Genomic DNA, 23,543 nt, shown 5'->3' with positions numbered 1-23,543 from the left:
TCTGATCCGGATCAGATCACCGGCTTAACCACAACCCACAAAGAGCCAAACACCAGACCGGCAAAGATCAGCCAGCCGACAATATTATTGGAACGGAACAGGCGCAGGCATTGCTCCGGATTATCAATATCCAGCACAACGATCTGGCGGTAGAGATGCACACCGGCTGCAAGCAAACCGGCCAGTGCAGGCATCGGTACTTCTGCCACGGCAAACGCACCGGCAAAGCACATCAGCGCACCACCATAAAGCAGCATCAGCGCCAGCTTGGTTTTCTCGCCGAACAAACGGGCAGTCGAGCGCACGCCCACCAATGCATCATCTTCCTTATCCTGATGGGCATAAATCGTGTCATAGCCGATCGTCCACAAGATCGCGCCGATATAAAGCAGCACAGGCGAAAGCGACAGAGAACCGGTTTGCGCCGACCACGCCACCAATGCGCCCCACGAAAAAGCCATCCCCAGCACCAGCTGCGGCCAGTCAGTAATACGTTTCATAAACGGATAGGCTGCAACAATCACCAGCGATGCAAAACTCAAAGCAACGGTGAACCAGTTAAATTGCAGCACCACAGCAAGACCGGCCAGACATTGCAGCCCTAAGAAGACCCAAGCCTGTTTGCGGCTGACCTGACCGGATGGCAGCGGGCGGGAACGGGTGCGCGCAACCTTATCGTCAATATCCTGATCCGCCAGATCATTGAGTGTGCAACCGGCACCGCGCATGGCAATTGCGCCGATCAGAAACAGCACCATATGCCAAAGCGAAGGCAGCACAGTCCAGATATCGTCTCCGGGTTTGGCACCGGCACTCGTCACCAGAGCTGCAGACCACAGGCATGGCCAGAGCAGCAACTGCCAGCCAATCGGACGATCCCAGCGGGCAAGCTGCGCATAAGGCCACAGGCTTGGCGGCAATAACCGGTAGACCCAATGGCCGGACGGCGCGTCCATAACCTTGCCCGTTTGCCCGCGTGCCTGAATCTGAACCATGTTATGCAAACCTTTCGCAGTTGCATTCTCATAAATGCTTTTAAATTCTCTACCGATTTCGTAAAGGAGGAGCAAGCCTCAAGCACATATGGAGAAATGCCTGTGACCACCTCCCCCTCAGACGCTCTTAAAGTTCTGCTGATCGGCTCCGGTGGCCGTGAACACGCGCTCAGCTGGAAACTGGCGGCATCTCCGCTGCTCGGCACTCTCTATTGCACACCGGGCAATCCGGGCATTGCCGAATGTGCCACGCTGATTGATCTGGATATTGACGATCATGACGCTGTGATTGCCTTCTGCCACAGCTTTGAGATTGATCTGGTCGTAGTTGGGCCTGAAGCACCACTGGTTGCCGGTATTACCGATCCGCTGATCGCTGCAGGCATTAAAGTATTCGGCCCTTCGCAGGCCGCAGCTCAGTTGGAAGGCTCAAAAGGTTTCACCAAAGATCTCTGCGCCCGTTTTGATATTCCGACCGGCAGCTATGGCCGCTTCAACAATGCGCCAAAGGCCAAGGCCTATATCCGCGAACAAGGTGCGCCGATTGTCGTTAAAGCCGATGGCCTTGCCGCCGGTAAGGGCGTGGTCGTTGCCATGACTTTGGAAGAAGCGCTGGATGCCGTGGATGCCTGTTTTGAAGGCCATTTCGGCGATGCCGGTGCAGAAGTTGTGGTCGAGGAGTTTCTTGACGGTGAAGAAGCCAGCTTCTTCTGCATTTGTGACGGCACCACAGCCTTGCCTTTCGGCAGCGCGCAGGATCATAAGCGCGTCGGGGACGGTGATACCGGTGCCAATACCGGCGGTATGGGCGCTTATTCCCCTGCACCAATCATGGATGAAGCCATGACGGAACGGGTGATGAAGGAGCTGATCGAGCCGACAATGCGCGGCATGGCCGAGATCGGCGCACCTTTCAGCGGCGTGTTGTTTGCCGGTCTGATGATCGGTAAAGATGGCCCTAAGCTGATTGAATATAATACCCGTTTCGGCGACCCTGAATGTCAGGTACTGATGACCCGCCTTAAAGACGACCTGCTGGTGATAATGCTGGCAGCGGTCAATAAAATGCTGGATCAGGTTTCAATCCGCTGGAGCGATGATGCCGCCCTCACTGTGGTGATGGCAGCGGAAGGCTATCCGGCCTCCCCGCGCAAAGGCACAGTCATCAAAGGCGTTGAAGAGGCTGATGCTCTGCCGGATGTGAAAGTGTTCCATGCGGGCACTGTGCATAAAAATGGCGAGCTGCTGGCTAATGGCGGTCGCGTTCTCAATGTAACTGCCACCGGAAAGACAGTCTCCGAGGCTCAGGCGAAAGCCTATCAGGCTGTGTCTAAAATCGACTGGGCTGGTGGCTTCTGCCGTTCGGATATTGGTTGGCGCGCCGTTGAGCGGGAAAAATCGGCCCGATAATCGCTTTTACAAACGGAATGATGTTAAATTAAATTATCATCCCGTTTGAACCCTTTATTTGAGCATAATCTCATCCAAAAACCGGTTCCCACTTTTTGGGATCATGCTTTTAAAACCCGCCTAAAACCCGCCTCTCCGGCGGGTTTTTTCTTGTTTTGCTCTTTTGAGATTTTATTGACGTTTACGTAATAAGCCGATACCAATATTTGCAGGAGAATTACGGCTGCATTCTTTCACAGGAATGCGCCAAACGGAGGAAGCAGATGTATCGCGCGCCACTTGCTGAAATCAGCCAGACACTCAATCAGGTTGCAGACCTGGCGGAACTTTTGAAAACCGATCTGTTTTCAGAATTATCACCGGATATTGTCGAAGCCATTTTGCAGGAAGCAGCAAAGTTCAGCGAGACGCGCATCACTCCGCTACGCACCAAAGGCGATCATCAGGGCGCAACGCTTAAAGATGCTAAGGTCACCACGGCAGAAGGCTGGAAAGAACTTTACAAAGACTGGACGGATGGCGGCTGGAACGCCCTGACCGGCGATCCTGCCTATGGCGGCCAAGGCCTGCCGACTTTGCTCTCGGTTGCCGTTGCGGAAATGTGGAACTCCGGTTCCCTTGGTTTTGCTATTGCCTCAACTCTGACGATGGGTGCAGTTGAAGCGCTGGAACATCATGCCAGCGATGAACTGAAAAACACCTATCTCGAAAAACTGATTTCCGGTGAATGGTCAGGCACCATGAACCTCACCGAACCGCAGGCTGGTTCCGATCTCGGTGCCTTGCGTTGCCGCGCTGAACGGGCGGATGACGGGACATACCGGATTTTCGGGCAAAAAATCTTCATCACCTATGGTGAGCATGATCTGACCGATAATATTGTGCATCTGGTGCTGGCACGCCTGCCCGATGCACCGGCAGGTACCAAAGGGATTTCATTGTTTCTGGTGCCGAAATATCTGGTCAATGAAGACGGCTCGCTTGGCGCACGCAATGATGTGTTCTGCGCCGGACTGGAAGAAAAGCTCGGCCTTCACGCCTCACCGACCTGCACCATGATTTATGGTGACGGTTTTGGTGGTACAGGTGACAAAGGCGCTGTCGGTTATCTGATCGGTGAAGAGCATAAAGGCCTCGTCTATATGTTCACCATGATGAACAATGCCCGTCTGCTGGTCGGCATTCAGGGTGTTGCGATTGCCGAAGCTGCCTATCAGAAAGCCCGTGCCTATGCGGCGGAGCGCCGTCAGGGACGTTCCCTGAATGCACCGAAGGGCGCAGAAATGAGCCCGATCATCGAGCATCCCGATGTCCAGCGCATGTTGCTGACCATGAAGGGACTGACACAGGCTTCCCGTGCGATTTGCTACTCCTGTGCGCAGGCGCTGGACATGGCCAAAGCCGACAGTGCCAAAGCGGATTTTTGGGCAAACCGTGCCAGCCTGCTGACCCCGCTTGCCAAGGCTTTCTCCACCGATAGCGGCGTGGATGTTGCATCCCTCGGCATTCAGGTGCATGGCGGCATGGGCTATATTGAAGAAACCGGCGCCGCGCAGTTGCTGCGTGATGCACGTATCCTGCCGATTTATGAAGGCACCAATGGTATTCAGGCCATGGATCTGGTGATGCGCAAATTACCACTGGAAAATGGTGGCCATATTCATGGTTTCCTGCAGGAATTACGCGATATTGCCGGACAGGCCAAAACCTCCGGCAAGCTCTCCGCAGTCGCTCCGCAGCTTGAAACTGCGCTGGATGCTACAGAAGAAGCCACCCGCTTCCTGCAAGATTGTCTTGTCAAAGGCGATAGTCAGACAGCGCTTTGCGGTGCTACCCCCTATCAGCGCCTGCTCTCGCTGACTGTCGGAGCGTTGTACCTCACCAAAGCCGGATTGCAGGACAGCCGTGCTGCTGCCCTTGCCGCATTCTTTGCCGAAAACACGCTTCAGGAAACTGCCGCGCTTAAACAGGTCGTGTTTAATGGCGCAGCCAGCCTGAGCAATGCCGCAACAATTTTGCAGGATATTTGATGATGAGCGAATTTCTTCAGATTGAACGTCAGGATGCTGTACAGATTATCCGCCTCAACCGGCCGGAAAAGAAAAATGCCATCACCCGTGATATGTATCACGGCATTGCCGGGGCACTGAAACAGGCCGACAGTGACGACACTATCCGTGTCAGCGTTATTCTAGGTCAGCCCGGTGCATTCTCCGCCGGTAATGACATGCAGGACTTTATGCATGCAGCATTGTCACAAGGCAGCCTCGGTGAGGAAATTATCGACTTTCTGCACAGGCTGGCACTGACACGCAAACCGCTGATCTCCGGTGTGGACGGACTGGCAATCGGCGTCGGCACCACGCTGAACCTGCATTGCGACCTGACCTTTGCGACACCGCGCTCTGTGTTTCACACGCCATTTGTTGATCTTGGTCTGGTACCGGAAGCCGGTTCAAGCCTGCTTGCTCCTAAAATCATGGGTTATCAGCGTGCCTTTGCTCTGCTGGCAATGGGAGAAGCCATGACCGCACAACAGGCGCTGGAAGCTGGTATTGTCTGGCGCGTTGTGCCGGAAGATGAACTGGAAGCGGAAGTGCTGAAAACCGCTCAAAAGCTTGCCGCACGCCCGCCTGCGGCTCTGCAACTGACCCGTGATTTGCTGCGCAGTGCCGCCGAACCGCTCACAGACCGGATCGACCGCGAGGCTCAGATTTTTGCTGATCGCCTGAAATCTGCCGAGACTGCACAGGCTGTCGGCGCATTTCTTTCCCGCAAAAAATAATTTCAGTCATAATGCAAAAAACCGTATGCCCCTTCAAGCATACGGTTTTTTGCATGTTCTGTGACTGGAGATCACATATTTAATTCTTTAACGCGCGAGACAGTCTTCGGTTTCTTAAACTCGCGAGATAATCTCAACTTTTTAAACTCGCGAAATAATTTCGCGGCCAGAAATCTTCAAACTCACGCCCAGCGAACCGGTTTTGCGGCGTGCCAGAAAACGCGGACGGCGACGACGCGGCTCCTGCCCCTGACGACGCTCTGTGCTGGCCGAAGCAGTAACACCGCCAATGCTGTCATGAAGCGGACGGGCAACACCATCGGCCTCAACCAGAAGCATCGGCAGCTTGTAAGCATTCGCCCATGCATGCCAGTCAGCGGCAACATCATCCAGATCATGCGCCACCAGCAGCGGCACAGACATTTGCGGATCTTCGTGCATCAGTTCCAATGTCACAGTAATCAGACCCTGTTCATCTTCAACTGCACGGGCGGTCACGCCAAGAAACACATGGGCAGGCAATGCCACAGACATTGGCAAACCGCTGGAAGGCAATACGCGTCGCAGCATTGCGCCACGCTCATTGATCGTGAAAGTCACATCTTCCTGCTCGCCCGTTGAAGCGTAAGATACGCTCTGCGGGAACTGGAAAGGATCGAGACGGATCTCCCTGCTCGCCCAAACTGGTTTGTCCTGTTTTTCCAGCATCTGGTTCATTGTTTTCGCGCCCTGTTGCTTCTGAGAACCGCTGTTATTTTTATTTTCGGTCCTGTTATATTTGCGAGCCTTTTTGGCTTCGTTGGACACAAGAATAGCGCGGCAAAGTCACCAATCTGCTTAAATGACAGGGTTAATGCTTCTGTCTTTGCGGGAATGGTTTACAGATTCCAACTATCTGCCAAGCAGAAGTAAGACTTCGGAAAGACCGGTAAACAGCATTTAAACCATGAAAATCAGCGAATATTCATGATTTTTAACAAGAGCTAAACAATAAGCGTCCGTTCTGCTTCGCCAACAGCATTTTACCGCTTCCGGAGCTTCCAAATCTGAAGATTGTCTGAAAACCGCAATCCGGCAGCAACCAGTTATTAAGGCTGAGGCTGTGGACATTAAATCCGCGTTAAACACGCCGGACAGCACATCAATCTTTTGCTAACCGCGTTTTTGCTGCTCAGAATGTGGATATTTACCGCTCGTTTATGATGAGCGGTGGGCAAAACGGCCTGTTTTTAACAATTGAGCCGCCGCTTCTTAACGAAACGGCGGCTCAATGTTTAAACTTTAACATGGCTCAGTTCAAAGCAGCTTGTCCGGATTCATAATATTCTTCGGATCAAAAGCCTGTTTGATCCGGTGCATCAATTCCAGCGCCAGCGGCTGTTTAAAGGCACGCAATTCTTCACGCTTCAGCGCGCCGATACCGTGCTCTGCCGAGATGGAACCATTATAACTCATCACAATCGTATGGATGCGATGGTTGAGCTCATGCCAGCGTGCGAGAAATGCCTGTTTATCCGCCCCGACCGGTTGCGAAACATTATAATGCAGATTGCCGTCACCAATATGGCCGAAACAAACCACACGCGCGGACGGGATCATTTCCTCAACCGCAATCGCCGCTTCCGTAAGGAATGCAGGGATTGAAGCAACAGGCACAGAAATATCATGTTTGATTGAGCCGCCTTCCGGCTTCTGCGCCGGAGACATTTCCTCACGCATTTTCCAGAACAGATCAGCCTGCGCACCATTTTGCGCAATGGCTGCATCCTGCACCAGTCCGACCTCAAAACCTTGTGTCAGAACAGCTTCCATCATTTCCTGTGCATCGGCCTCAGAGCGGGCGGAAGAAATCTCAATCAGCACATACCACGGATAGGCGTTTTCCAGCGGATCACGCGCTTCTCCGATATGGCGGAGGATAAATTCCATGCCAATGCGCGGCATCAGCTCAAAGCCGGTCAGCGCCTGCCCCGCCTGATCGGTCGCCAAACGGAACAGCTGCACCAAATCTTCCGGCGATTGCAATCCGGCATAGGCGACCGCTTTGCCTTTCGGCTGCGGGTGCATTTTCAGCACAGCCGCGGTGATAACCCCGAGCGTGCCTTCAGCACCAATAAACAGATCACGCAGATCATAGCCGGTATTGTCTTTTTTCACGCGACGCAGATCATTCAGCACCTGCCCATCCGGCAAGACGACTTCAAGACCAAGGCATAATTCGCGCATATTGCCATAGGCCAGCACAGCCGTACCACCGGCATTGGATGAGAGATTGCCGCCAATCTGGCAGGAACCTTCCGCGCCGAGGGACAGAGGAAACAACCGTCCCGCATCCTGCACGGCTTCCTGCAGATTTTGCAAAACCACACCGGCTTCAACCGTGACAAGATTGCCGATCGTGTCAATATTGCGGATTTTATTAAGGCGCGACAGCGAGAGAATGATCGCCCGTCCGCTGCTATCCGGCTGCTGCGCACCGACAAGACCGGTATTACCGCCCTGCGGCACAACAGGTGTTGCAGTCTCATATGCCAGTTTCATAATGGCAGAGACTTCATCCACCGATGCAGGGCGCAGCACCAAAGCAGCGCGGCCATGAAACAGATCGCGTGGTTCGCTTAAGTAAGAAATCTGATCGGCGGGATCGCGGAGTGCATTTTTCTCACCGACAATTGCAGTGAAGCGTGCGATCAACTCTTCTGAAATCGTCATCATCTGTTTCCGCCCAGTACCAGTTATTCGCGCGGCGCAGCCGCGCGCGCTAAGCGATCATTAATTGCCTCACCCAGACCATGATGCGGCACCGGCTCAACGGCAATCGTCTTCGCCCCCGCTGCATCCAGCTTTTTCATATAATCAAACAAATGCACGGCAGCTTCATGCAAGTCACCGGATGGGCTCAGATTCAGCACCGCAACGGCTTTATCAGCACTACTTGCTCGCTGTGCGCCAAAAGCCAGCAGCGCCTCGCCTTCACGCACTTCAGAGATATTCAACCGCATCGCTGCATCCGGCGCATAGTGAGACGCCATCATGCCCGGTGCCTGAATGGCCGCACGCTGATCCAGACGATGCAAAGGCTGAGCGAGAAAGGCTTCAATCTCTTCCGCTGCCAAACCACCCGGACGCAGCAGAAATGCCTGACCATTTTCAATTTTAACAATGGTGGATTCCAACCCCACCACACAGGCACCGCCATCAACGATCAGATCGAGTTTGGCACCCAGATCATCCTGCACCGCCTGTGCCGAGGTGGCGCTGATACGCCCAGAACTATTGGCACTCGGCGCGGCCAGCGGGCGGTCAAGCATGGCGATGATCTCACGCACCGACCCGCGCGGCATACGAATGGCCAGTGTTGTGAGACCGGCGGTTACCAGCGGATGTATCTCCGCACCATCACGCACCGGCAGCACCAGTGTCAGCGGCCCCGGCCAGAATTTTTCCGCAAGTTTACGGGACAGATCATCAAACACCACATAGCGCTCGGCCATTGCAAGCGTCGCCATATGCGCAATCAGCGGATTGAAATGCGGACGGCCTTTGGCAGAGAAAATACCGGCAACCGCATTGCCATTGGTGGCATCGGCGGCCAGTCCGTAGACAGTCTCGGTCGGCAGAGCCACAAGTTTGCCTGTGCCCAGCGCATTTGCAGCTAGTTCAAGAGATGAAATGTCAGTAGAAATAATTTGTGCCATGCCGCGCTCCTGCAATTTTTTGCAAGCTGGCAGCACTGTCAGGACCTGCATGTTCTCTGACTACAGAACCATGAAACGCGATGCAAGACTGTAATCCCTGTCAGCTGCGATCATTGATGTTTCGCCAATGATGCAGCATCTGTTTTGCCCCGTCATCATAGTGCCAATAATGCCCCTGCGCGGGCTGATCATAGCGGCGGGAAACCGGCAATCCGGCCAGCGCACAATAAAGCAATGTGCCGGTTGCCCCATGACCGCAGATGATAACGGCCTTATGCTGAGCTTTGGCAGCAGCATCCATAATGTCACGAACTGCCGTGCAAATTCTCGCCTGTGCATCCACCGCTCTTTCCCAACCACGCACGGAATGAAGCGGCTGAGCAAAGAACTGGTCAGCAAGTTGTTCAAACTCTGCCGGAGGGAGGAAACCCGTTGCGGAGCGGTCATTTTCTCCCAAGGCACTATGGCTCTGCACAATCTTGTTAAAATACGCGCCCAATAAAGCGGCAGTCTGCTGCGCTTTGGTTTCCGTGCTGCTCCAGATCATATCCGGCACCGGCCAGATATTGCTCTCGAGAAACTGTTGTAATGCAGCTCTGCCCGCTTGTGACAAATGCCAATGTTCAACCGGAACAGCCGGATCAACAACAACCTGCGGATGGCTCAGAAAAATCAGCTGCATTGCATTCCCGCCAATCTGTTACCGGCAATAAAAAATCCTGCCGGAATACTTCCGGCAGGATTTTAAAATACATCATCAAGATGACATCAGCGTTTCTTCTTGGCCCGTCCGGCAAAAGGATTTTCCGATGTACGCAAGGACAGGCGGATTGGCACGCCCGGCATTTCGAATGTATCACGCAGACCATTGATGAGATAACGCACATAGGATTGCGGCATCACATCAGGACGCGAGCACGACACCATGAAGCCCGGCGGGCGTGTCTTGACCTGCGTCATATATTTGACCTTGAGACGACGCCCAGCCACTGCCGGTGGCGGATGATGGGTAATCACACCTTCAAGCCAGCGGTTCAGACGACCTGTGGAGATACGCGTATTCCAGATACGGTGCGTCATCTCGACATTTTCCATCAGCTTATCAATGCCGTGGCCGGTTTCACCGGAAATCGGCACAGCGCGGATGCCACGTACCTGCGGTAGCAGACGCTCGGTCTTTTCACGCAGATCAGCCAGCAATGCCTGACGGTCTTCGATCAGATCCCATTTATTGAAAGCGATGATCGGCGCACGGCCTTCACGGATAATCAGATCGATGATCTGCAAATCCTGCTTTTCAAAAGGAATGGTCGCATCGAGAACGATAATCACCACTTCCGCAAAACGAATGGCACGCAGACCATCGGCAACGGAGAGCTTTTCCAGCTTTTCCTGCACGCGCGCTTTGCGGCGCAGACCGGCGGTGTCAAACAGCTTAACTTCGCGGCCACGCCATTCCCATTCAACGGAAATCGAGTCGCGGGTAATACCGGCTTCAGGGCCTGTCAGCAGGCGATCCTGACCGAGCATTGTATTAATCATTGTGGACTTACCGGCATTCGGGCGTCCGACAATGGCAATGCGCAGCGGCTTGGTCGCGTCATATTCAGGGATGATTTCCTCATCCTCATCGCTGACATCTTCACCAACCAGAGCGCCGATTTTTTCCTGCGTAAATTCTTCTTCGGCCTTTTCTTCCGCAAAAGCTTTTTCTTTGCCGATCGCTTCCACAATCGCGTCGCGCAGATCAGGCAAACCCTGACCATGTTCAGCGGAGATCGGGCAAGGCTCGCCCAGACCCAAACGATAGGCATCATAAAGACCGGCATCAGCGCCGCGGGCTTCAGACTTATTGGCAACCAGAATAATCGGCTTGCTGAATTTGCGTACCAGCTGCGCGAATTCAATATCCGTCGGCGTCAGACCGGCTTTTGCATCAATCACAAACAGTACCGCATCAGCCTCGTCGATTGCGGCTTCGGTCTGCGCGCGCATACGGCCTTCCAACGTACCGGCTTCGGCAATTTCCAGACCGGCAGTGTCAATAACTTTGAAATGCAGATCATAGAGCTTGCCGTCGTGGATACGACGGTCACGGGTAACACCCGGCGTATCATCGACCAGCGCCAGTTTGCGCCCGACAATGCGGTTAAACAGTGTGGACTTGCCGACATTCGGACGTCCGATAATTGCGAGTGTAAAGCTCATTCAGCTTATTTTTCCGTATTATAGAGCGGTACTTAAACCGTCCCGCCCTAATGAGTGTTTCAGCCTTTTGCTGCAGTCTCTGTACTGCGCATCAGGTCAAGCATTGTATTGGCACGCTGGCGGAGATTGGCAGGAATTGCCGCGTCATCCGCATTTTGCTGGAACAGTTTGCGCGCATCGTCTGCACGACCTGCCTTATAAGCAGCCAGACCCAGCACTTCACGGGCAGAACCGCGCATCGGATTACCATCCGCGCTCAGTGTTTCCGCACGTTTTGCAACATCTTCATAAGAGCCGGTATCCACCAGAATATAGGCAGCCCGCAGCTTGGCAACATCGCGCAGGGCAACCGGTGCCTTGCTGTCTGCCGCAACCGCATCAAAAGCAGTGACCGCACCGGCCATGTCTTTTTTCTGCTCAAGCAATGTTGCTGTGCGCAACTGTGCCAGAACCGGATAAGACCCTGCACCTTCGGTTTCCAGCTTCTTCAGCGCGCTCAGGGCTTCATCTGTTTTCTTTTCACCGGCCAGATCAAGCGCTGTCAGGAACTGATCGCCCGACACTGCCGCTTTGCTTTCACGCCAATATTCATAACCGACATAACCGGCTGTACCGATAACAACGGCTACCGCGCCACCGATCAAAACCGGACCAAAACGCCGCCATACAGCGCGTACCTGTTCTGAGCGGAGCTCTTCGTTGACTTCGCGGATAAAGCTGTCGTCTGTCATGAATACCCTGTGAAACTTGTCAAGATTATCGAATATGCATCAAGAGCACGGACTATATACACAGCCCGCAACTTAACACACCTATCCGGCTTTTAGTCGGAATCGCCGACAGATGGTAGTCCTGATTGCGAATTCCTGCATAATTCCTTAATTTGCGCTGCTTAGAGCATTTCACAGTCAAGTTGGATCAACTTGACGCCCGTGATAATGCGACCAAATAAAGAATTTAGAGCGAGCGCTATGATCCAATCTGGACGTAAACCGCTCTAGCGCTCAAATCAATGGCACAGTATCAAAAGATCAGAGCATCTTTGTGCATCCATTTGGACGCAGAGCGCTCTCTGCCTGTGCTTTGCCACATTTCATACCTAATCAATCCGCTTCCGATTTAGCAATGAGCTTTCGTTTTCATGTATCAGTCTCTTCTTTCCGGTTTTGCGGTTTCTCTGTGTCTGGCCACGGCTGCGCAGGCTATGCCCGATATGCCCGCAGCGCCTCAGCAACAGGAAAAACCGGCTGATACCCGCCCGAAACAGGTGGTGATTATCTCCTTTGACGGCGCGCATGATAACAAGCTCTGGCAACGCAGCCGCGCATTGGGACAGGAAACCGGTGCGCATTTCACCTATTTTCTCTCCTGCGTGTTTTATCTGGAACGCGCAGACCGCGCGCAATATCAGCCACCGCGCATGAAAGCAGGTCGCTCCAATGTTGGCTTTGCACAGGATAAAGCAGAAATTGCCACTCGTCTCGATCAGGTCTGGAAAGCCAATCTGGAAGGCCATGAAATTGCCAGCCACGGCTGCGGCCATTTTGACGGCAAGAGCTGGACGGCAAAAGAATGGGCGCAGGAAATTCAGGCATTCCGCACTATTGTCGGCAATGCATGGAGCGCCAATAAAATTGATGGCGAACCGGAAGGCTGGAAAGATCTGGTCTATAACAAGATCACCGGCTTTCGTGCGCCCTATCTCTCCGATGACAAGCCGGTGCAGACAGCTTTGCGTGAAAGCGGTTTTGCCTATCAGGCCAGCGGCGTGACCTCAGGGCCTGAATTGCCAAAGAATCTTGCAGGTCTCAAAAGTTTCGGCTTGCCGCTGATACCGGAAGGCCCTGCCCGCAAACCCGTGATTGCCATGGACTATAATCTCTATGTGCGTCATTCGGGCGGCAAAGAAAAACCGGAACAGGCAGCGCAATTTGAGCAGCGCAGCTATGATGCCTTTATGAATGCGTTCAACAAACAATATGACGGCCAGCGCATTCCGCTGCAAATGGGCTTTCACTTTGTGCTGATGAATAACGGCGCTTACTGGAATGCGCTGGAGCGTTTTGCCCGTGATGTGTGCAAGCGTGAGGATGTACGCTGCGTCAGCTATCAGGATTATCTGGCGGAGCCGGAACTGCATAAAAGACAAACCGTTCTCTGACAGAACAGAGAACGGCAGTTTGAAGATTTAAGCGAAAAATTCCGCGTAGATTTCCGGTTTGAAACCGGCCAGCAATTTGCCGTCTTTTTCCAGAACCGGACGCTTAATCATCGACAGATTGCCGAGCATCAGCTCAATGGCTTTGGCTTCAGTCAAATCCTGCTTCTGTGCATCATCGAGTTTACGGAATGTCTGCCCTGCGCGGTTGATTACCGTTTCCCAGCCCAGTGTCTGGCACCAGTTTTCCAGCTTGGCACGATCCAGACCAACCTTTTTATAATCATGAAAGTCAAAGGTGATATTCTGCTCTGTGAGCCAGTCCTGTGCCTTGCGCATCGTGTCACAGTTTTTAATTCCGTAAATAGTTACAGTCACGTCCATTCCTCTCTTATAGATAATGCTATTTCAGCGTCTGTGCCGGATGATCATGATCGTGACCGCATTGGCTGTGATCTTCGAGTATCTGGATCACTCTGCATTCACAAACCCGTCCGTGATCACATTCACTCACCATGCGGCGCAATTCATCACGCAAGGCTGACAGGCGCTCAATCCGGTCTTCAATCTCATCAAGATGACGTCGCGCAATCGAATCTGCCTCGTGACAAGACGCATTGGGCGTCTCAGTCATCGCCAGCAATTCACGAATATCATTGATTTCAAAGCCGAGATCACGGGCATGACGGATAAAAGTCAGGCGCTTAATATCTTCCGCGCCATATTCCCGCCGCTGACTCTCGGTGCGTTCAGGCTCGCGGATCAGCCCGATTTGCTCGTAAAAACGGATAGTTGGCACTTTAACACCGCTGCGTGCTGCAACTTTGCCAATCGTATAACCTTTTTTGTCCATTTTCCGCTTGCTCCTATAGCCACTAGAGCATTTAGGGTCTTTCTCAAAAGATGCAAGAGAAAAGGAAATTGGAGATGTCCGGTCCCGTCCGTCAGGATAAATTCCGCGTCGAAGGCATGGATTGCGCCTCCTGCGCCATGAAAATTGACACGGCTGTGCGCCGCCTTGGCAAACAGATCAGCGATGTCAATGTTTCGGTCACCAAAGGCACCATGACTGTAACCCATAATGGTATTGAAGCTGATGCCATTACCGGCCAGTTGAAAAAACTCGGCTATAAATCCAGCTATCTGGGTGCCAATCAAGGCGCTGTTGTTGCAGAGCCGGAAACCGAAGCGCATGTTTGTTCCGGTGATCATGACCACGATCATAGCCATCACGACCATGATCACACAGGGCACAACCACAGCGGCCACGATCATGCCTCGCATGATCATAAACCCCATAGTCACAGTCATGCACACGAGCAGAAACAAGTGCAGGTCAAAGAGGCCGCACCTCTGCATATGCATGACCATGGCACCGATGAAGACAGCAAGCCATGGTGGCAGCAGAGCAAAGCCAAAGTGACCATTGCTGCGGGTACGGCACTGGTTGCGGCCTATCTTCTCGGCCATTTTGTACCGCAATATGAAATCTATATTTTCTCCGCTGCAATGCTGGTGGGGCTGGTGCCGATTGCCCGCCGCGCTCTGGCCGGCGCCCGTTTCGGCACACCGTTTTCCATTGAAACACTGATGACCGTTGCCGCTGTCGGCGCGCTGTTTATCGGTGCTGTGGAAGAAGCCGCGATGGTTGTCTTCCTGTTCCTGATCGGTGAACTTCTGGAGGGTGTGGCGGCACGGCGTGCCCGCAACTCCATTCGCGGCCTTGCCGATCTGGTGCCGAAAACCGCGCGTGTGGAAAAAGACGGTCAGATCATTGAGCAGGATGCATCCACTCTCGCGCTTGGTGCGGTTATTCTGGTGCGTCCGGGTGACCGTATTGCCGCCGATGGTGAAATTATCAGCGGAAACAGCGCCGTCAATGAAGCCCCTGTGACCGGTGAAAGCACGCCTAAGAATAAAGAAGTCGGCGACAAGGTTTTCGCAGGCACCATCAATTCCGATGCTGTCTTGCGGGTTAAAGTCACTGCCACGGCGCAGAACAACACCATTGCCCGTATTATCGCACAGGTTGAGGAAGCACAGGAATCCAAAGCACCGACCGAGCGTTTTATCGACCGTTTCTCGGTCTGGTACACACCTGCAGTAATGATCCTTGCTGCTCTGGTGGCAATTATACCGCCGCTTGTTGCCGGTGGTGACTGGAATGAATGGATCTATAAAGGTCTGGCCATTCTGCTGATCGGCTGTCCTTGTGCGCTGGTTATTTCCACGCCTGCCGCGATTGCTGCCGGTCTTTCTTCCGGTGCCCGCCGTGGTCTGCTGATGAAGGGTGGTGCAGTTCTGGAAAGCGCCGGTCATGTAACCGCAGCCGCCTTTGACAAGACCGGCACGCTGACAGAAGGCAAGCCTGTTGTTACCGACATTATCGCCTTTGGCAGTTCGGAAGAAGAAGTGCTGCGCTATGCGGCGGCTGTGGAACAAGGCTCAAGCCATCCGCTTGCTGTTGCCATTCTCAAGGCTGCGGAAGATCGCAAACTGACTCTGCCGCAGGTACATGACGGTGCGGCGCTTGGTGGTAAAGGCGTATCCGGTACAGTTGACGGCAAAGCTGTTCTGCTGGCCTCTCCTAAAGCAATTGCCGCCAAGACCAGCATTTCCGATGCGGATCAGAAGCGCATCGCTGATATGAATGATCAGGGCAAGACCGTCTCGCTGCTGATGATCGGCGATCAGCTTGCCGGAGGCATTGCCATGCGGGATGAGCCGCGTGAAGATGCGCGTCAGGGCATCAAAGCGCTGCAGGCTCAGGGTATCCGCACCATCATGCTGACCGGTGACAACCGCCGTACGGCAGAAGCGATCGGCCGCGATCTCGGCATGGAAGTCCATGCGGAAATGATGCCGGCAGACAAGCGCCGCGTGGTTGGAGAGCTGAAAGCCGATAAGCAGGTGGTTGCGAAAATCGGTGACGGTATCAATGATGCTCCGGCACTGGCCGCTGCCGATCTCGGTATCGCCATGGGCGGCGGTACTGATGTGGCGCTGGAAACCGCTGATGCCGCAATCATGCATGGCCGCGTGACTGACGTTGCCAATATGATCGACCTGTCAAAAACAACCATGGCGAATATCAAGCAGAATATTACGCTCGCCATTGGATTGAAGGTGGTGTTCCTCATCACCACGATCCTCGGCATTACCGGCCTGTGGCCAGCCATTCTGGCCGATACCGGTGCCACGGTTCTGGTGACAGCCAATGCCATGCGCTTGCTGCGCTGGAAACCATAATCTCCACGATATAAAACAGGGCACCATCCGGTGCCCTTTTTATTTATGTCAGACTGTAATCCGTTTCTTCACGGGCGATTTTTGCATATTCATTGCCGAGGAAATCCAGCAGCGAGCGAACAGAAGGCAGCAAGCCGCGCCGCGACGGAAACGCCGCATGGAGTATGCCGGTACGCGGTGCCCATTCCGGCAGCACATCGACCAGACGCCTCTCACGCAGATCATCGCGGATGACCATTGTCGGCAACTGACAGACCCCGACGCCATGTATTGCGGCCATACGCAGAGCCACCATATCCTCCGTTATCAGACGCGGTTTATGATGCACTCTGGCGGTTGCACCATCTGCTTTTTCCAGACACCATTCATGATCCACCCGCAGCGGGTCCCATGCCATGCTTGGTAAAGAAGCCAGATCAGCCGGCACCAATGGCCGGTTGATTTCAGCAATCACCGACGGGCTGGCGACAAGGCGTTGCGGGCTTTCTGCCAGTTTACGAATAACCAGATCGCTGTCATCAAGCGGCGGAAAACGCACGCGGATTGCCAGATCAAAACCTTCCCGCAGCACATCAACGCGGCGGTTGGTGCTTTCCAGCAGCACATCAACTTTCGGATTTTCCTGCATGAAACGGGCAATCATGTCGCCGATCTGGAAGTAAATCATCGAGGACGGACAGCTGACCCGCACGATACCCTGCGGTTCCGAGCGCATCCGGTCAATCACCTCCTGCGCAGCCTCTGCCTCAACCAGCATTGCCACACAATGGCGGTAATATTCATGCCCGACTTCCGTCACCGCGAAATGACGGGTTGTGCGCTGGATCAACCGCACACCGAGACTATCTTCCAGCAAACCGATGCGGCGGCTCAGACGGGAGCGCGGCATATTCAGCTTTCGCGCCGCAGCAGCAAAACCACCCTGCTCCACCACAACCACGAAAAATCTCAGATCATTCAGATCCTGCATGGAAACTCCCTGTCATGTCGTCTGTTTCCATGAATATAACCGTATTATTTTAAATCGCTACGGTATTGTCTCATATTTCAGACATTGTAGTGCGTTTTTACGGACTACCGCTAGTTTTGTCCTGCTCATATCTTCCTGTCATTCAGCACAATACAGGAGACAGATAATGAGAAAGGTATTAGGTGTTTACAGCAGCCCCCGCCCGCATTGGGTAGGCGATGGCTTTCCGGTCCGCTCAGTCTTCTCCTATGCCAGCCATGGCGATCATGTCAGCCCGTTTCTTCTGCTTGACTATGCAGGTCCGGCAGAATTCAGCCCTGCCGGTCATGCCTCCGGTGACCGGCGGGGCATAGGCATTCATCCGCATCGCGGCTTTGAGACAGTCACGCTTGTTTATCAGGGCGAGCTCGAGCATCGGGATTCAACCGGCAAGGGCGGCACGATCGGTGCGGGCGATGTGCAATGGATGACGGCAGCCAAAGGCATCCTGCATGAAGAACTGCATTCGCGCGCCTTTACTGAACAGGGCGGCACGCTGCAAATGGTTCAGCTCTGGGTCAATCTGCCTGCGAAAGATAAAAATGCAGAACCCGGCTATCAGAACTTACGGAGTGCAGAGATACCAGTTGTTTACCTGCCGGATAAGGCAGGCAGCCTGCGCGTTATTGCCGGTGCTTATAACAAGGTCAAAGGCCCTGCCCGTACCTTCACGCCCGTCAATTTATGGGATGTCAGCCTGCGGCAGAACACAACTGCAACCCTGACTATTCCCGACGGACATACGGCAATGCTGGTCGTGCTCAGCGGCTCAGTGACAATCAATAATGACAAGCAGGCCGGTGAGGCTCAGCTGGTTTTACTGGATCGCCACGGCACGGATGTCTGGATAGAAGCGCACAATAATGCCTCTTTTCTGGTTCTCAGCGGGGAACCAATTAACGAGCCTGTCGTTATTCATGGGCCATTTGTAATGAACAGCACGGAAGAAATCAGCTCCGCCCTCCGCGATTTTCAGAATGGCCAATTCGGACACATACCCCTTTCATGACCGGTTTATCCGGCCATGCGCTGCCGGTCTCACCTTGCCCCCCAGTTTCGTGAGACCGGCAGATGATGAAATGATTCAGCCTGACATTTAATCCAAGGGAGACGTCGAAATGAATATTCCATCAACCATTGCCAATTTTAACGGTCAGCGGCCGGTTATCGACCCGGAAGATTCTGTCATGCTGCTGATTGACCACCAGAGCGGGCTTTTTCAGACCGTCGGCGATATGCCCATGACAGAATTACGCGCCCGTGCAACCGCATTGGCCAAGATCGCCACACTGGCAAAAATTCCGGTTATCACCACTGCATCAGTGCCGCAGAGACCGAACGGCCCGCTGATACCGGAAATTCATGAGAATGCCCCTCACGCCAAATATGTTGCCCGCAAAGGCGAAATTAATGCATGGGATAATCCGGATTTCGTTGCCGCCGTCAAAGCAACAGGCCGCAAGACCCTGATTATTGCCGGTACAATTACCAGTGTCTGCATGGCCTTTCCGTCGATTTCAGCGGTCTATGACGGATATAAAGTTTTTGCCGTTGTTGATGCTTCCGGCACCTATTCCAAAATGGCTCAGGAAATTACGCTGGCGCGGGTGACGCAGGCCGGTGTTATTCCGATGGATACCGCAGCGGTAGCCTCTGAAATTCAACGCAGCTGGAACCGTGATGATGCGGCGGAATGGGCCAAAGTCTATACCCTTATTTTCCCGCCTTACCAGCTTCTGATTGAAAGCTATATGAAGGCACAGGAAGTCGAGAAAAATCACGAAACTCTGGATTCAATGCGGAAATAATTTCCGGTCACAAAAATGAAAATGGCTGCGGAACTTATCTGTTCCGCAGCCATTTTTTATCAGACATAGACCACATTGCTGAGACTGTCGCGGCGCATCCAGCGCTGTGTCATCAGCACAGCGACAATTGCAAGTCCCGTCGCCAGACCGATCCACACGCCGATCCCTTCAAAGTTGAAGGTAAAGGCCAGCAGCGCGCCAAGCGGTAAGCCGACCCCCCAATAGCCGAGCAGCGCCAGAAACATCGGAATGCGTGTATCCCGCAAACCACGCAGCATACCCGCTGCCACCGCCTGCGCCCCGTCAACAATCTGGAACAGTGCCGCAAAAGCCAGAAATGATATGCAAAGCCGGATCACTTCCGCATTGGCCGGATCACGAATATCCAGAAACGCACTGATAAACACCTTCGGCATCAGGATCATCAACAGGCCCATCACGCCCATGAAGCCGACCCCCAAAGCATAGGCACTCCAGCCTGCATAGGCCACGGCCTCACGGTTACCCGCGCCATAGGCACGGCCAACACGCACCGTCGCCACCTGTCCGAAGCCGAGTGGCACCATAAAGCTTAAGGAAGCAATCTGCATCGCTACCGCATGAGCGGCCAGTGATGTCGGGCTGATTTTACCCATCATCAGCACCGCCGCATAGAAGATCGTGGTTTCGAAAGCAAAGGTCAGCGCCATTGGTAAACCGATGCGCCATAGTTCAAGAAAACGCGGCCAGTCAGGGCGCCAGAAGCGGCCGAACAAACGGTAGCGACGGAATTTCTTATGAGTGCAGACAACGACAACCAGACCAAAGAACATCATCCAGCTGGAAGCTGTGGTGGCAATACCGGCACCGCGCAGCCCCATTTCCGGCATACCGAATTTACCGAAAATCAGGCTATAGGCAGCAATCGCATTGAACACGATAGCAAAAGCCGCAATCAGCAATGTCCAGAGCGGACGCTCCATTGCCGCCAGAAATGAACGCAGACCGATATAGCCGAGATATGGCAGCATCGCCCATTGCAGCGTATGCATCATCTGCACGGAATGCGCGGCAATATCTGGCCGCTGTCCCATAAACAGGAACACGGATTCCGCATTCCACAGCAGCACCCAGAACGGAATGCAGATAATAATCGCTGTCCAGAATCCCTGACGCACAGTGCGGCGCACATCGCGCACGGAATGGCGGTTGCGGCCAAGCGCCATCGCCATCATCGGCAGCGTGGCGGAAACCAGCCCCATGCAGAAGATCATCATCGAATGATAAAAGCTGGTCGTCAGCACAGCAGCAGCCAGCGTATCGGCGCCGAGACGCCCGATCAGAATGACATCCGTTGCTGTCAGCGCTGCCTGCGAAAGATTCGTAAAAATCAGCGGCCAGCCAAGTTTAAAGGACGAAATGACCTCCCGCCCCCAGCGATTACCTGTATTTGTCTGCGTAATTGCAGTCATGTTCAGCCGCCTCCCGACAGCTTTTTCCGGCACAGACCGGGTTTTCAAAGCACTTTCCGGCCTGACTGCCTCAGGAAAATACGCTCATTTTGTTATGGTATATTCGCAAGCAATTTCCGGACAAAGAAGCCGGCGCTTAACATTGAGAACCATGCTGTATCATGCCGGTTCATGAAGATCGAGAGCGATCTGAAAGAACAATCAAATGTGTTGAGCCGCAGTGCTTTCCGGCACTGCGGCTCAACATAGTAACAATCAGGATTACTATGCTTTAATGCACATAGGCAAAGCGGATCACAAACAGTGCCGCAACAATCCATGTTGCCGGATGAATAACCCGCCATTTACCCGAACCGGCCTTGAGCACAACATAGCTGATGAAGCCGAAGGCCAGACCATTGGCAATCGAATAGGTGAACGGAATGCCCAGAGCTGTCAGAGCAGCTGGTGCAGCTTCCGTTACATCGTCCCATTCGATTTCAGACATTTCACGCATCATCAGACAGGCGACATAGATCAGCGCCGGCGCTGTTGCATAGGCAGGAACGGATCCGGCCAGAGGTGAAATGAACAAGGCAGCAAGGAACAGAAGAGCGATAACCAGTGCTGTCAGACCTGTGCGGCCACCGGCCTGAACGCCGGAAGCGCTTTCAACATAAGCGGTTGTCGAGCTGGTACCGATCAGTGAGCCGCCGATGATGGCAGTGCTGTCTGCAAACAAAGCGCGGTTCAGACGGTTCGGCTTACCCTCAGGGATAAGACCTGCACGCTTGCTCACGCCGATCAGCGTACCGGTTGCATCAAAAACTTCAACCAGCACAAAAACCAGAATAACCTGCAGGAAGCCCACATGCAGAGCGCCCATAATATCGAGCTGCATGAATGTCGGCATCAGGCTTGGCGGTGCTGAGAATACGCCCTGAAACTGGCTGACGCCGAGCATGATCGACAGAACGGTCACAACCAGAATACCGATCAGAATTGCGCCGCGCACTTTCAGCGCATCCAGAACGGCCATCACGAAGAAGCCGAAGATCGCCAGCAACGGACCGGTTTTGGTCAGGTCGCCAAGGGTGATGAAAGTTGCTTCGCTGCCGACAATAATGCCGGAGCTTTTCATACCGACTAGCGCAAGGAACATGCCGATACCGACAGCAATCGCACTGCGCAGGGATTTCGGAATACCGTCAACCAGCCAGCTACGAATGCCGGAAATGGTGAGGATAAAGAAAATCACACCGGAGATAAAGACAGCGCCCAGAGCCTGCTGCCATGTGAAGCCCATAATACCGACAACGGTGAAAGCGAAAAACGCATTCAGACCCATGCCCGGTGCCATACCGATCGGCCAGTTGGCAACAAATGCCATCACGATAGAGCCAAGCGCTGCGGCAAGACAGGTCGCGACAAAGATCGCATTACGATCCATGCCGGTCGAGGACAGAATGTCCGGATTAACAAAAATGATATAGGACATTGTCAGGAACGTTGTCAGACCGGCGAGCACTTCTGTGCGCACATTGGTCTTATGTTCCTGTAATTTGAAAAGCTTTTCCAGCATGGTAGCTCCCTGTCAGTCTTTGGTAAGAAAGCATTCTGACGTCTTGCAGATGAATGGCCTCCTCGCAAAATCCTGATAGCAAAACCTGCTGCAGTCCACGGGAGACGACCTGTTTTATAGCGCCTGATCCGGCGGGATAAAACAATGCCACATTTTCGCCATTATCATGAATAGCCGGTCGCGTAAATGCACAGCACCCTCCGGCACTCCGCAGTGCAGGCTTTATACACCGGAATCTCGCAGGTAAAAAAGGCTGACAATCGTGATGATATGCCGGTTCAAAGCCGGAATGTGTCGCGCGTGAACACTGCGACACACTCCGTTTTAATAGGCCGCATCATAGCGGTGATCAGGTAAGATCAATATAGAAACAGCTTTAGCCGAGCGCTTTTGCAGCCTCATCAATCAGATTTGCAACCTCTGCCGCGCGGGAAGCCAGTGAAGCATGGCTTGCATCCAGCTCAATCATTTTGCGCGGCTTCATCCGTTCAGCCATATGTTTCTGATTGGCCGGATGGATCATGTGATCCTGCGTTGAAAGCTGATACCAGACCGGCTTATGTTTCCATGCAGGGTCGGTCACATTATCACCGAATGTCGTGGCAATTGGCGCCTTCTGCGCTACAGCCATTACCAGCGCTTCGTCCGCGCTCATATCCTGACAGAAGCTTTCATGGTATTTGTCATAATTAATCCAGAGATAGCCGTCACTGTCCGGAGCCAGATTGGCAATGGCTGCGGGCGGATTTGCCTGACTGATACCACCAGGGCTTTCCCCTGCATCCGGTGCGAAGGCCGCAATATAGACCAGTCCGGCAACATTTGGCAGATTGCCCATCTCGGTAATAACCGCTCCGCCATAGGAATGGCCGACCAGCAAAACCTTGCCTTCCTGCTGTTTAACCATTTTGCGGGTGCGTTCCGCATCATCCGCCAGAGATGTCAGCGGCATTTCCACGGCACGGATTTTGCCATATCCTTTACGGGACAATTCGAGAATAACTTTGCTCCAATGGGCGGCACCGCCCCAAAACCCGTGCACCAATACAATTGTCAGCTGACTACCCATAGCTATCTCCTTTTGCAGTGATAATCCTGAAAGATGTGTTGTCTTTCGATGCGTTACAGAACAGGGAATATTATTATTTTAGAATGATGCGATATTGCTGTAACGACAGTGCCTCGTAATTAGAGCGCCTGTTTTATCCGGC

At 53.4% G+C, this 23,543-nt stretch carries 20 protein-coding genes; 7 read left to right on the top strand and 13 right to left on the bottom strand.

The genetic code is table 11. The features are described from left to right. Positions 1–11: 11 nt before the first annotated feature. Positions 12–995: a 4-hydroxybenzoate octaprenyltransferase gene (gene ubiA / locus JNC80_RS09695; RefSeq protein WP_376710193.1), complete on the bottom strand. Its 984-nt coding sequence runs from the start codon at positions 993–995 to the stop codon at positions 12–14. Between the two features lie 102 nt (positions 996–1,097). On the opposite strand from ubiA, the gene purD reads away from it, so the two are divergent. The 3 genes from purD (at position 1,098) to JNC80_RS09680 (ending at position 5,190) form a co-directional block, all read left to right on the top strand. After that, entirely contained in the window at positions 1,098–2,405 is a 1,308-nt protein-coding gene (gene purD, locus JNC80_RS09690) for a phosphoribosylamine--glycine ligase (RefSeq protein WP_376710192.1), read from the top strand. A 263-nt stretch (positions 2,406–2,668) separates the two neighbouring features. Continuing rightward, positions 2,669–4,435, top strand: coding sequence for an acyl-CoA dehydrogenase family protein (locus JNC80_RS09685; protein WP_376710191.1), 1,767 nt, complete (start codon positions 2,669–2,671; stop codon positions 4,433–4,435). A gap of 2 nt (positions 4,436–4,437) precedes the next feature. Then, on the top strand, positions 4,438–5,190 hold the full coding sequence (locus JNC80_RS09680) for a crotonase/enoyl-CoA hydratase family protein (RefSeq protein WP_376710190.1): 753 nt from the start codon (positions 4,438–4,440) through the stop codon (positions 5,188–5,190). A gap of 141 nt (positions 5,191–5,331) precedes the next feature. Here the strand turns inward: JNC80_RS09680 and JNC80_RS09675 are convergent, their stop codons facing one another. From JNC80_RS09675 to JNC80_RS09650, 6 genes are all read right to left on the bottom strand, one after another. Continuing rightward, on the bottom strand, positions 5,332–5,898 hold the full coding sequence (locus JNC80_RS09675) for a DUF6101 family protein (protein WP_376710381.1): 567 nt from the start codon (positions 5,896–5,898) through the stop codon (positions 5,332–5,334). 588 nt (positions 5,899–6,486) lie between these two features. Further along, a complete protein-coding gene (locus JNC80_RS09670) occupies positions 6,487–7,905 on the bottom strand; it encodes an FAD-binding oxidoreductase (protein WP_376710189.1) in 1,419 nt (472 codons plus the stop codon). A gap of 20 nt (positions 7,906–7,925) precedes the next feature. Beyond that, complete coding sequence (locus tag JNC80_RS09665) at positions 7,926–8,888, bottom strand: L-threonylcarbamoyladenylate synthase (protein WP_151158312.1); 963 nt, start codon at positions 8,886–8,888, stop codon at positions 7,926–7,928. A 100-nt stretch (positions 8,889–8,988) separates the two neighbouring features. Beyond that, positions 8,989–9,570: a histidine phosphatase family protein gene (locus tag JNC80_RS09660; RefSeq protein ID WP_376710188.1), complete on the bottom strand. Its 582-nt coding sequence runs from the start codon at positions 9,568–9,570 to the stop codon at positions 8,989–8,991. 86 nt (positions 9,571–9,656) lie between these two features. Further along, a complete protein-coding gene (gene der, locus JNC80_RS09655) occupies positions 9,657–11,096 on the bottom strand; it encodes a ribosome biogenesis GTPase Der (protein ID WP_151158317.1) in 1,440 nt (479 codons plus the stop codon). Between the two features lie 59 nt (positions 11,097–11,155). Continuing rightward, the gene (locus tag JNC80_RS09650) at positions 11,156–11,827 is read right to left on the bottom strand and encodes a tetratricopeptide repeat protein (protein ID WP_151158319.1); all 672 of its coding nucleotides are present in this window, start codon (positions 11,825–11,827) and stop codon (positions 11,156–11,158) included. A gap of 410 nt (positions 11,828–12,237) precedes the next feature. Here JNC80_RS09650 and JNC80_RS09645 point away from each other — a divergent pair, with 410 nt between their 5' ends. Continuing rightward, a complete protein-coding gene (locus JNC80_RS09645) occupies positions 12,238–13,257 on the top strand; it encodes a polysaccharide deacetylase family protein (protein WP_376710187.1) in 1,020 nt (339 codons plus the stop codon). A 27-nt stretch (positions 13,258–13,284) separates the two neighbouring features. On the opposite strand, the gene JNC80_RS09640 is transcribed toward JNC80_RS09645, so the two are convergent. After that, positions 13,285–13,632: an ArsC family reductase gene (locus JNC80_RS09640; protein ID WP_028233691.1), complete on the bottom strand. Its 348-nt coding sequence runs from the start codon at positions 13,630–13,632 to the stop codon at positions 13,285–13,287. 25 nt (positions 13,633–13,657) lie between these two features. Beyond that, entirely contained in the window at positions 13,658–14,107 is a 450-nt protein-coding gene (locus tag JNC80_RS09635; RefSeq protein WP_075654461.1) for a MerR family transcriptional regulator, read from the bottom strand. 74 nt (positions 14,108–14,181) lie between these two features. Here JNC80_RS09635 and JNC80_RS09630 point away from each other — a divergent pair, with 74 nt between their 5' ends. Next, on the top strand, positions 14,182–16,503 hold the full coding sequence (locus JNC80_RS09630) for a heavy metal translocating P-type ATPase (RefSeq protein ID WP_376710186.1): 2,322 nt from the start codon (positions 14,182–14,184) through the stop codon (positions 16,501–16,503). Positions 16,504–16,546: 43 nt separating this feature from the next. On the opposite strand, the gene JNC80_RS09625 is transcribed toward JNC80_RS09630, so the two are convergent. Then, complete coding sequence (locus JNC80_RS09625) at positions 16,547–17,473, bottom strand: LysR family transcriptional regulator (RefSeq protein ID WP_376710185.1); 927 nt, start codon at positions 17,471–17,473, stop codon at positions 16,547–16,549. Between the two features lie 166 nt (positions 17,474–17,639). Between JNC80_RS09625 and JNC80_RS09620 the strand changes: the two genes are divergently transcribed. Then, positions 17,640–18,521, top strand: a complete 882-nt coding sequence (locus JNC80_RS09620; RefSeq protein WP_376710184.1) for a pirin family protein — start codon at positions 17,640–17,642, stop codon at positions 18,519–18,521. 109 nt (positions 18,522–18,630) lie between these two features. Next, positions 18,631–19,320 carry a hydrolase gene (locus JNC80_RS09615; RefSeq protein WP_376710183.1) on the top strand — a complete coding sequence of 230 codons (690 nt, stop codon included), beginning with the start codon at positions 18,631–18,633 and terminating at the stop codon, positions 19,318–19,320. A 59-nt stretch (positions 19,321–19,379) separates the two neighbouring features. Here the strand turns inward: JNC80_RS09615 and JNC80_RS09610 are convergent, their stop codons facing one another. The 3 genes from JNC80_RS09610 to JNC80_RS09600 form a co-directional block, all read right to left on the bottom strand. Beyond that, the gene (locus JNC80_RS09610) at positions 19,380–20,771 is read right to left on the bottom strand and encodes an MATE family efflux transporter (RefSeq protein ID WP_075654794.1); all 1,392 of its coding nucleotides are present in this window, start codon (positions 20,769–20,771) and stop codon (positions 19,380–19,382) included. Positions 20,772–21,042: 271 nt separating this feature from the next. Continuing rightward, the gene (locus JNC80_RS09605) at positions 21,043–22,332 is read right to left on the bottom strand and encodes an NCS2 family permease (RefSeq protein WP_075654458.1); all 1,290 of its coding nucleotides are present in this window, start codon (positions 22,330–22,332) and stop codon (positions 21,043–21,045) included. A gap of 376 nt (positions 22,333–22,708) precedes the next feature. Next, positions 22,709–23,401, bottom strand: a complete 693-nt coding sequence (locus JNC80_RS09600) for an alpha/beta hydrolase (protein WP_221720464.1) — start codon at positions 23,399–23,401, stop codon at positions 22,709–22,711. Positions 23,402–23,543: the final 142 nt, after the last annotated feature.

The sequence above is a fragment of the Pseudochrobactrum lubricantis genome, from assembly GCF_041929865.1.
Classification (GTDB): domain Bacteria; phylum Pseudomonadota; class Alphaproteobacteria; order Rhizobiales; family Rhizobiaceae; genus Pseudochrobactrum; species Pseudochrobactrum saccharolyticum.
This window is presented reverse-complemented; position numbering and strand designations above follow the sequence as displayed.

Excerpts from the sequence above, each read along its gene's own strand:
- ubiA (WP_376710193.1), bottom strand. The coding sequence starts at position 995 with ATGGTTCAGATTCAGGCACGCGGGCAAACGGGCAAGGTTATGGACGCG.
- JNC80_RS09685 (WP_376710191.1), top strand. The coding sequence starts at position 2,669 with ATGTATCGCGCGCCACTTGCTGAAATCAGCCAGACACTCAATCAGGTT.
- JNC80_RS09680 (WP_376710190.1), top strand. The coding sequence starts at position 4,438 with ATGAGCGAATTTCTTCAGATTGAACGTCAGGATGCTGTACAGATTATC.
- JNC80_RS09675 (WP_376710381.1), bottom strand. The coding sequence starts at position 5,898 with ATGCTGGAAAAACAGGACAAACCAGTTTGGGCGAGCAGGGAGATCCGT.
- JNC80_RS09670 (WP_376710189.1), bottom strand. The coding sequence starts at position 7,905 with ATGATGACGATTTCAGAAGAGTTGATCGCACGCTTCACTGCAATTGTC.
- JNC80_RS09665 (WP_151158312.1), bottom strand. The coding sequence starts at position 8,888 with ATGGCACAAATTATTTCTACTGACATTTCATCTCTTGAACTAGCTGCA.
- JNC80_RS09660 (WP_376710188.1), bottom strand. The coding sequence starts at position 9,570 with ATGCAGCTGATTTTTCTGAGCCATCCGCAGGTTGTTGTTGATCCGGCT.
- der (WP_151158317.1), bottom strand. The coding sequence starts at position 11,096 with ATGAGCTTTACACTCGCAATTATCGGACGTCCGAATGTCGGCAAGTCC.
- JNC80_RS09650 (WP_151158319.1), bottom strand. The coding sequence starts at position 11,827 with ATGACAGACGACAGCTTTATCCGCGAAGTCAACGAAGAGCTCCGCTCA.
- JNC80_RS09645 (WP_376710187.1), top strand. The coding sequence starts at position 12,238 with ATGTATCAGTCTCTTCTTTCCGGTTTTGCGGTTTCTCTGTGTCTGGCC.
- JNC80_RS09635 (WP_075654461.1), bottom strand. The coding sequence starts at position 14,107 with ATGGACAAAAAAGGTTATACGATTGGCAAAGTTGCAGCACGCAGCGGT.
- JNC80_RS09630 (WP_376710186.1), top strand. The coding sequence starts at position 14,182 with ATGTCCGGTCCCGTCCGTCAGGATAAATTCCGCGTCGAAGGCATGGAT.
- JNC80_RS09625 (WP_376710185.1), bottom strand. The coding sequence starts at position 17,473 with ATGCAGGATCTGAATGATCTGAGATTTTTCGTGGTTGTGGTGGAGCAG.
- JNC80_RS09620 (WP_376710184.1), top strand. The coding sequence starts at position 17,640 with ATGAGAAAGGTATTAGGTGTTTACAGCAGCCCCCGCCCGCATTGGGTA.
- JNC80_RS09615 (WP_376710183.1), top strand. The coding sequence starts at position 18,631 with ATGAATATTCCATCAACCATTGCCAATTTTAACGGTCAGCGGCCGGTT.
- JNC80_RS09610 (WP_075654794.1), bottom strand. The coding sequence starts at position 20,771 with ATGACTGCAATTACGCAGACAAATACAGGTAATCGCTGGGGGCGGGAG.
- JNC80_RS09605 (WP_075654458.1), bottom strand. The coding sequence starts at position 22,332 with ATGCTGGAAAAGCTTTTCAAATTACAGGAACATAAGACCAATGTGCGC.
- JNC80_RS09600 (WP_221720464.1), bottom strand. The coding sequence starts at position 23,401 with ATGGGTAGTCAGCTGACAATTGTATTGGTGCACGGGTTTTGGGGCGGT.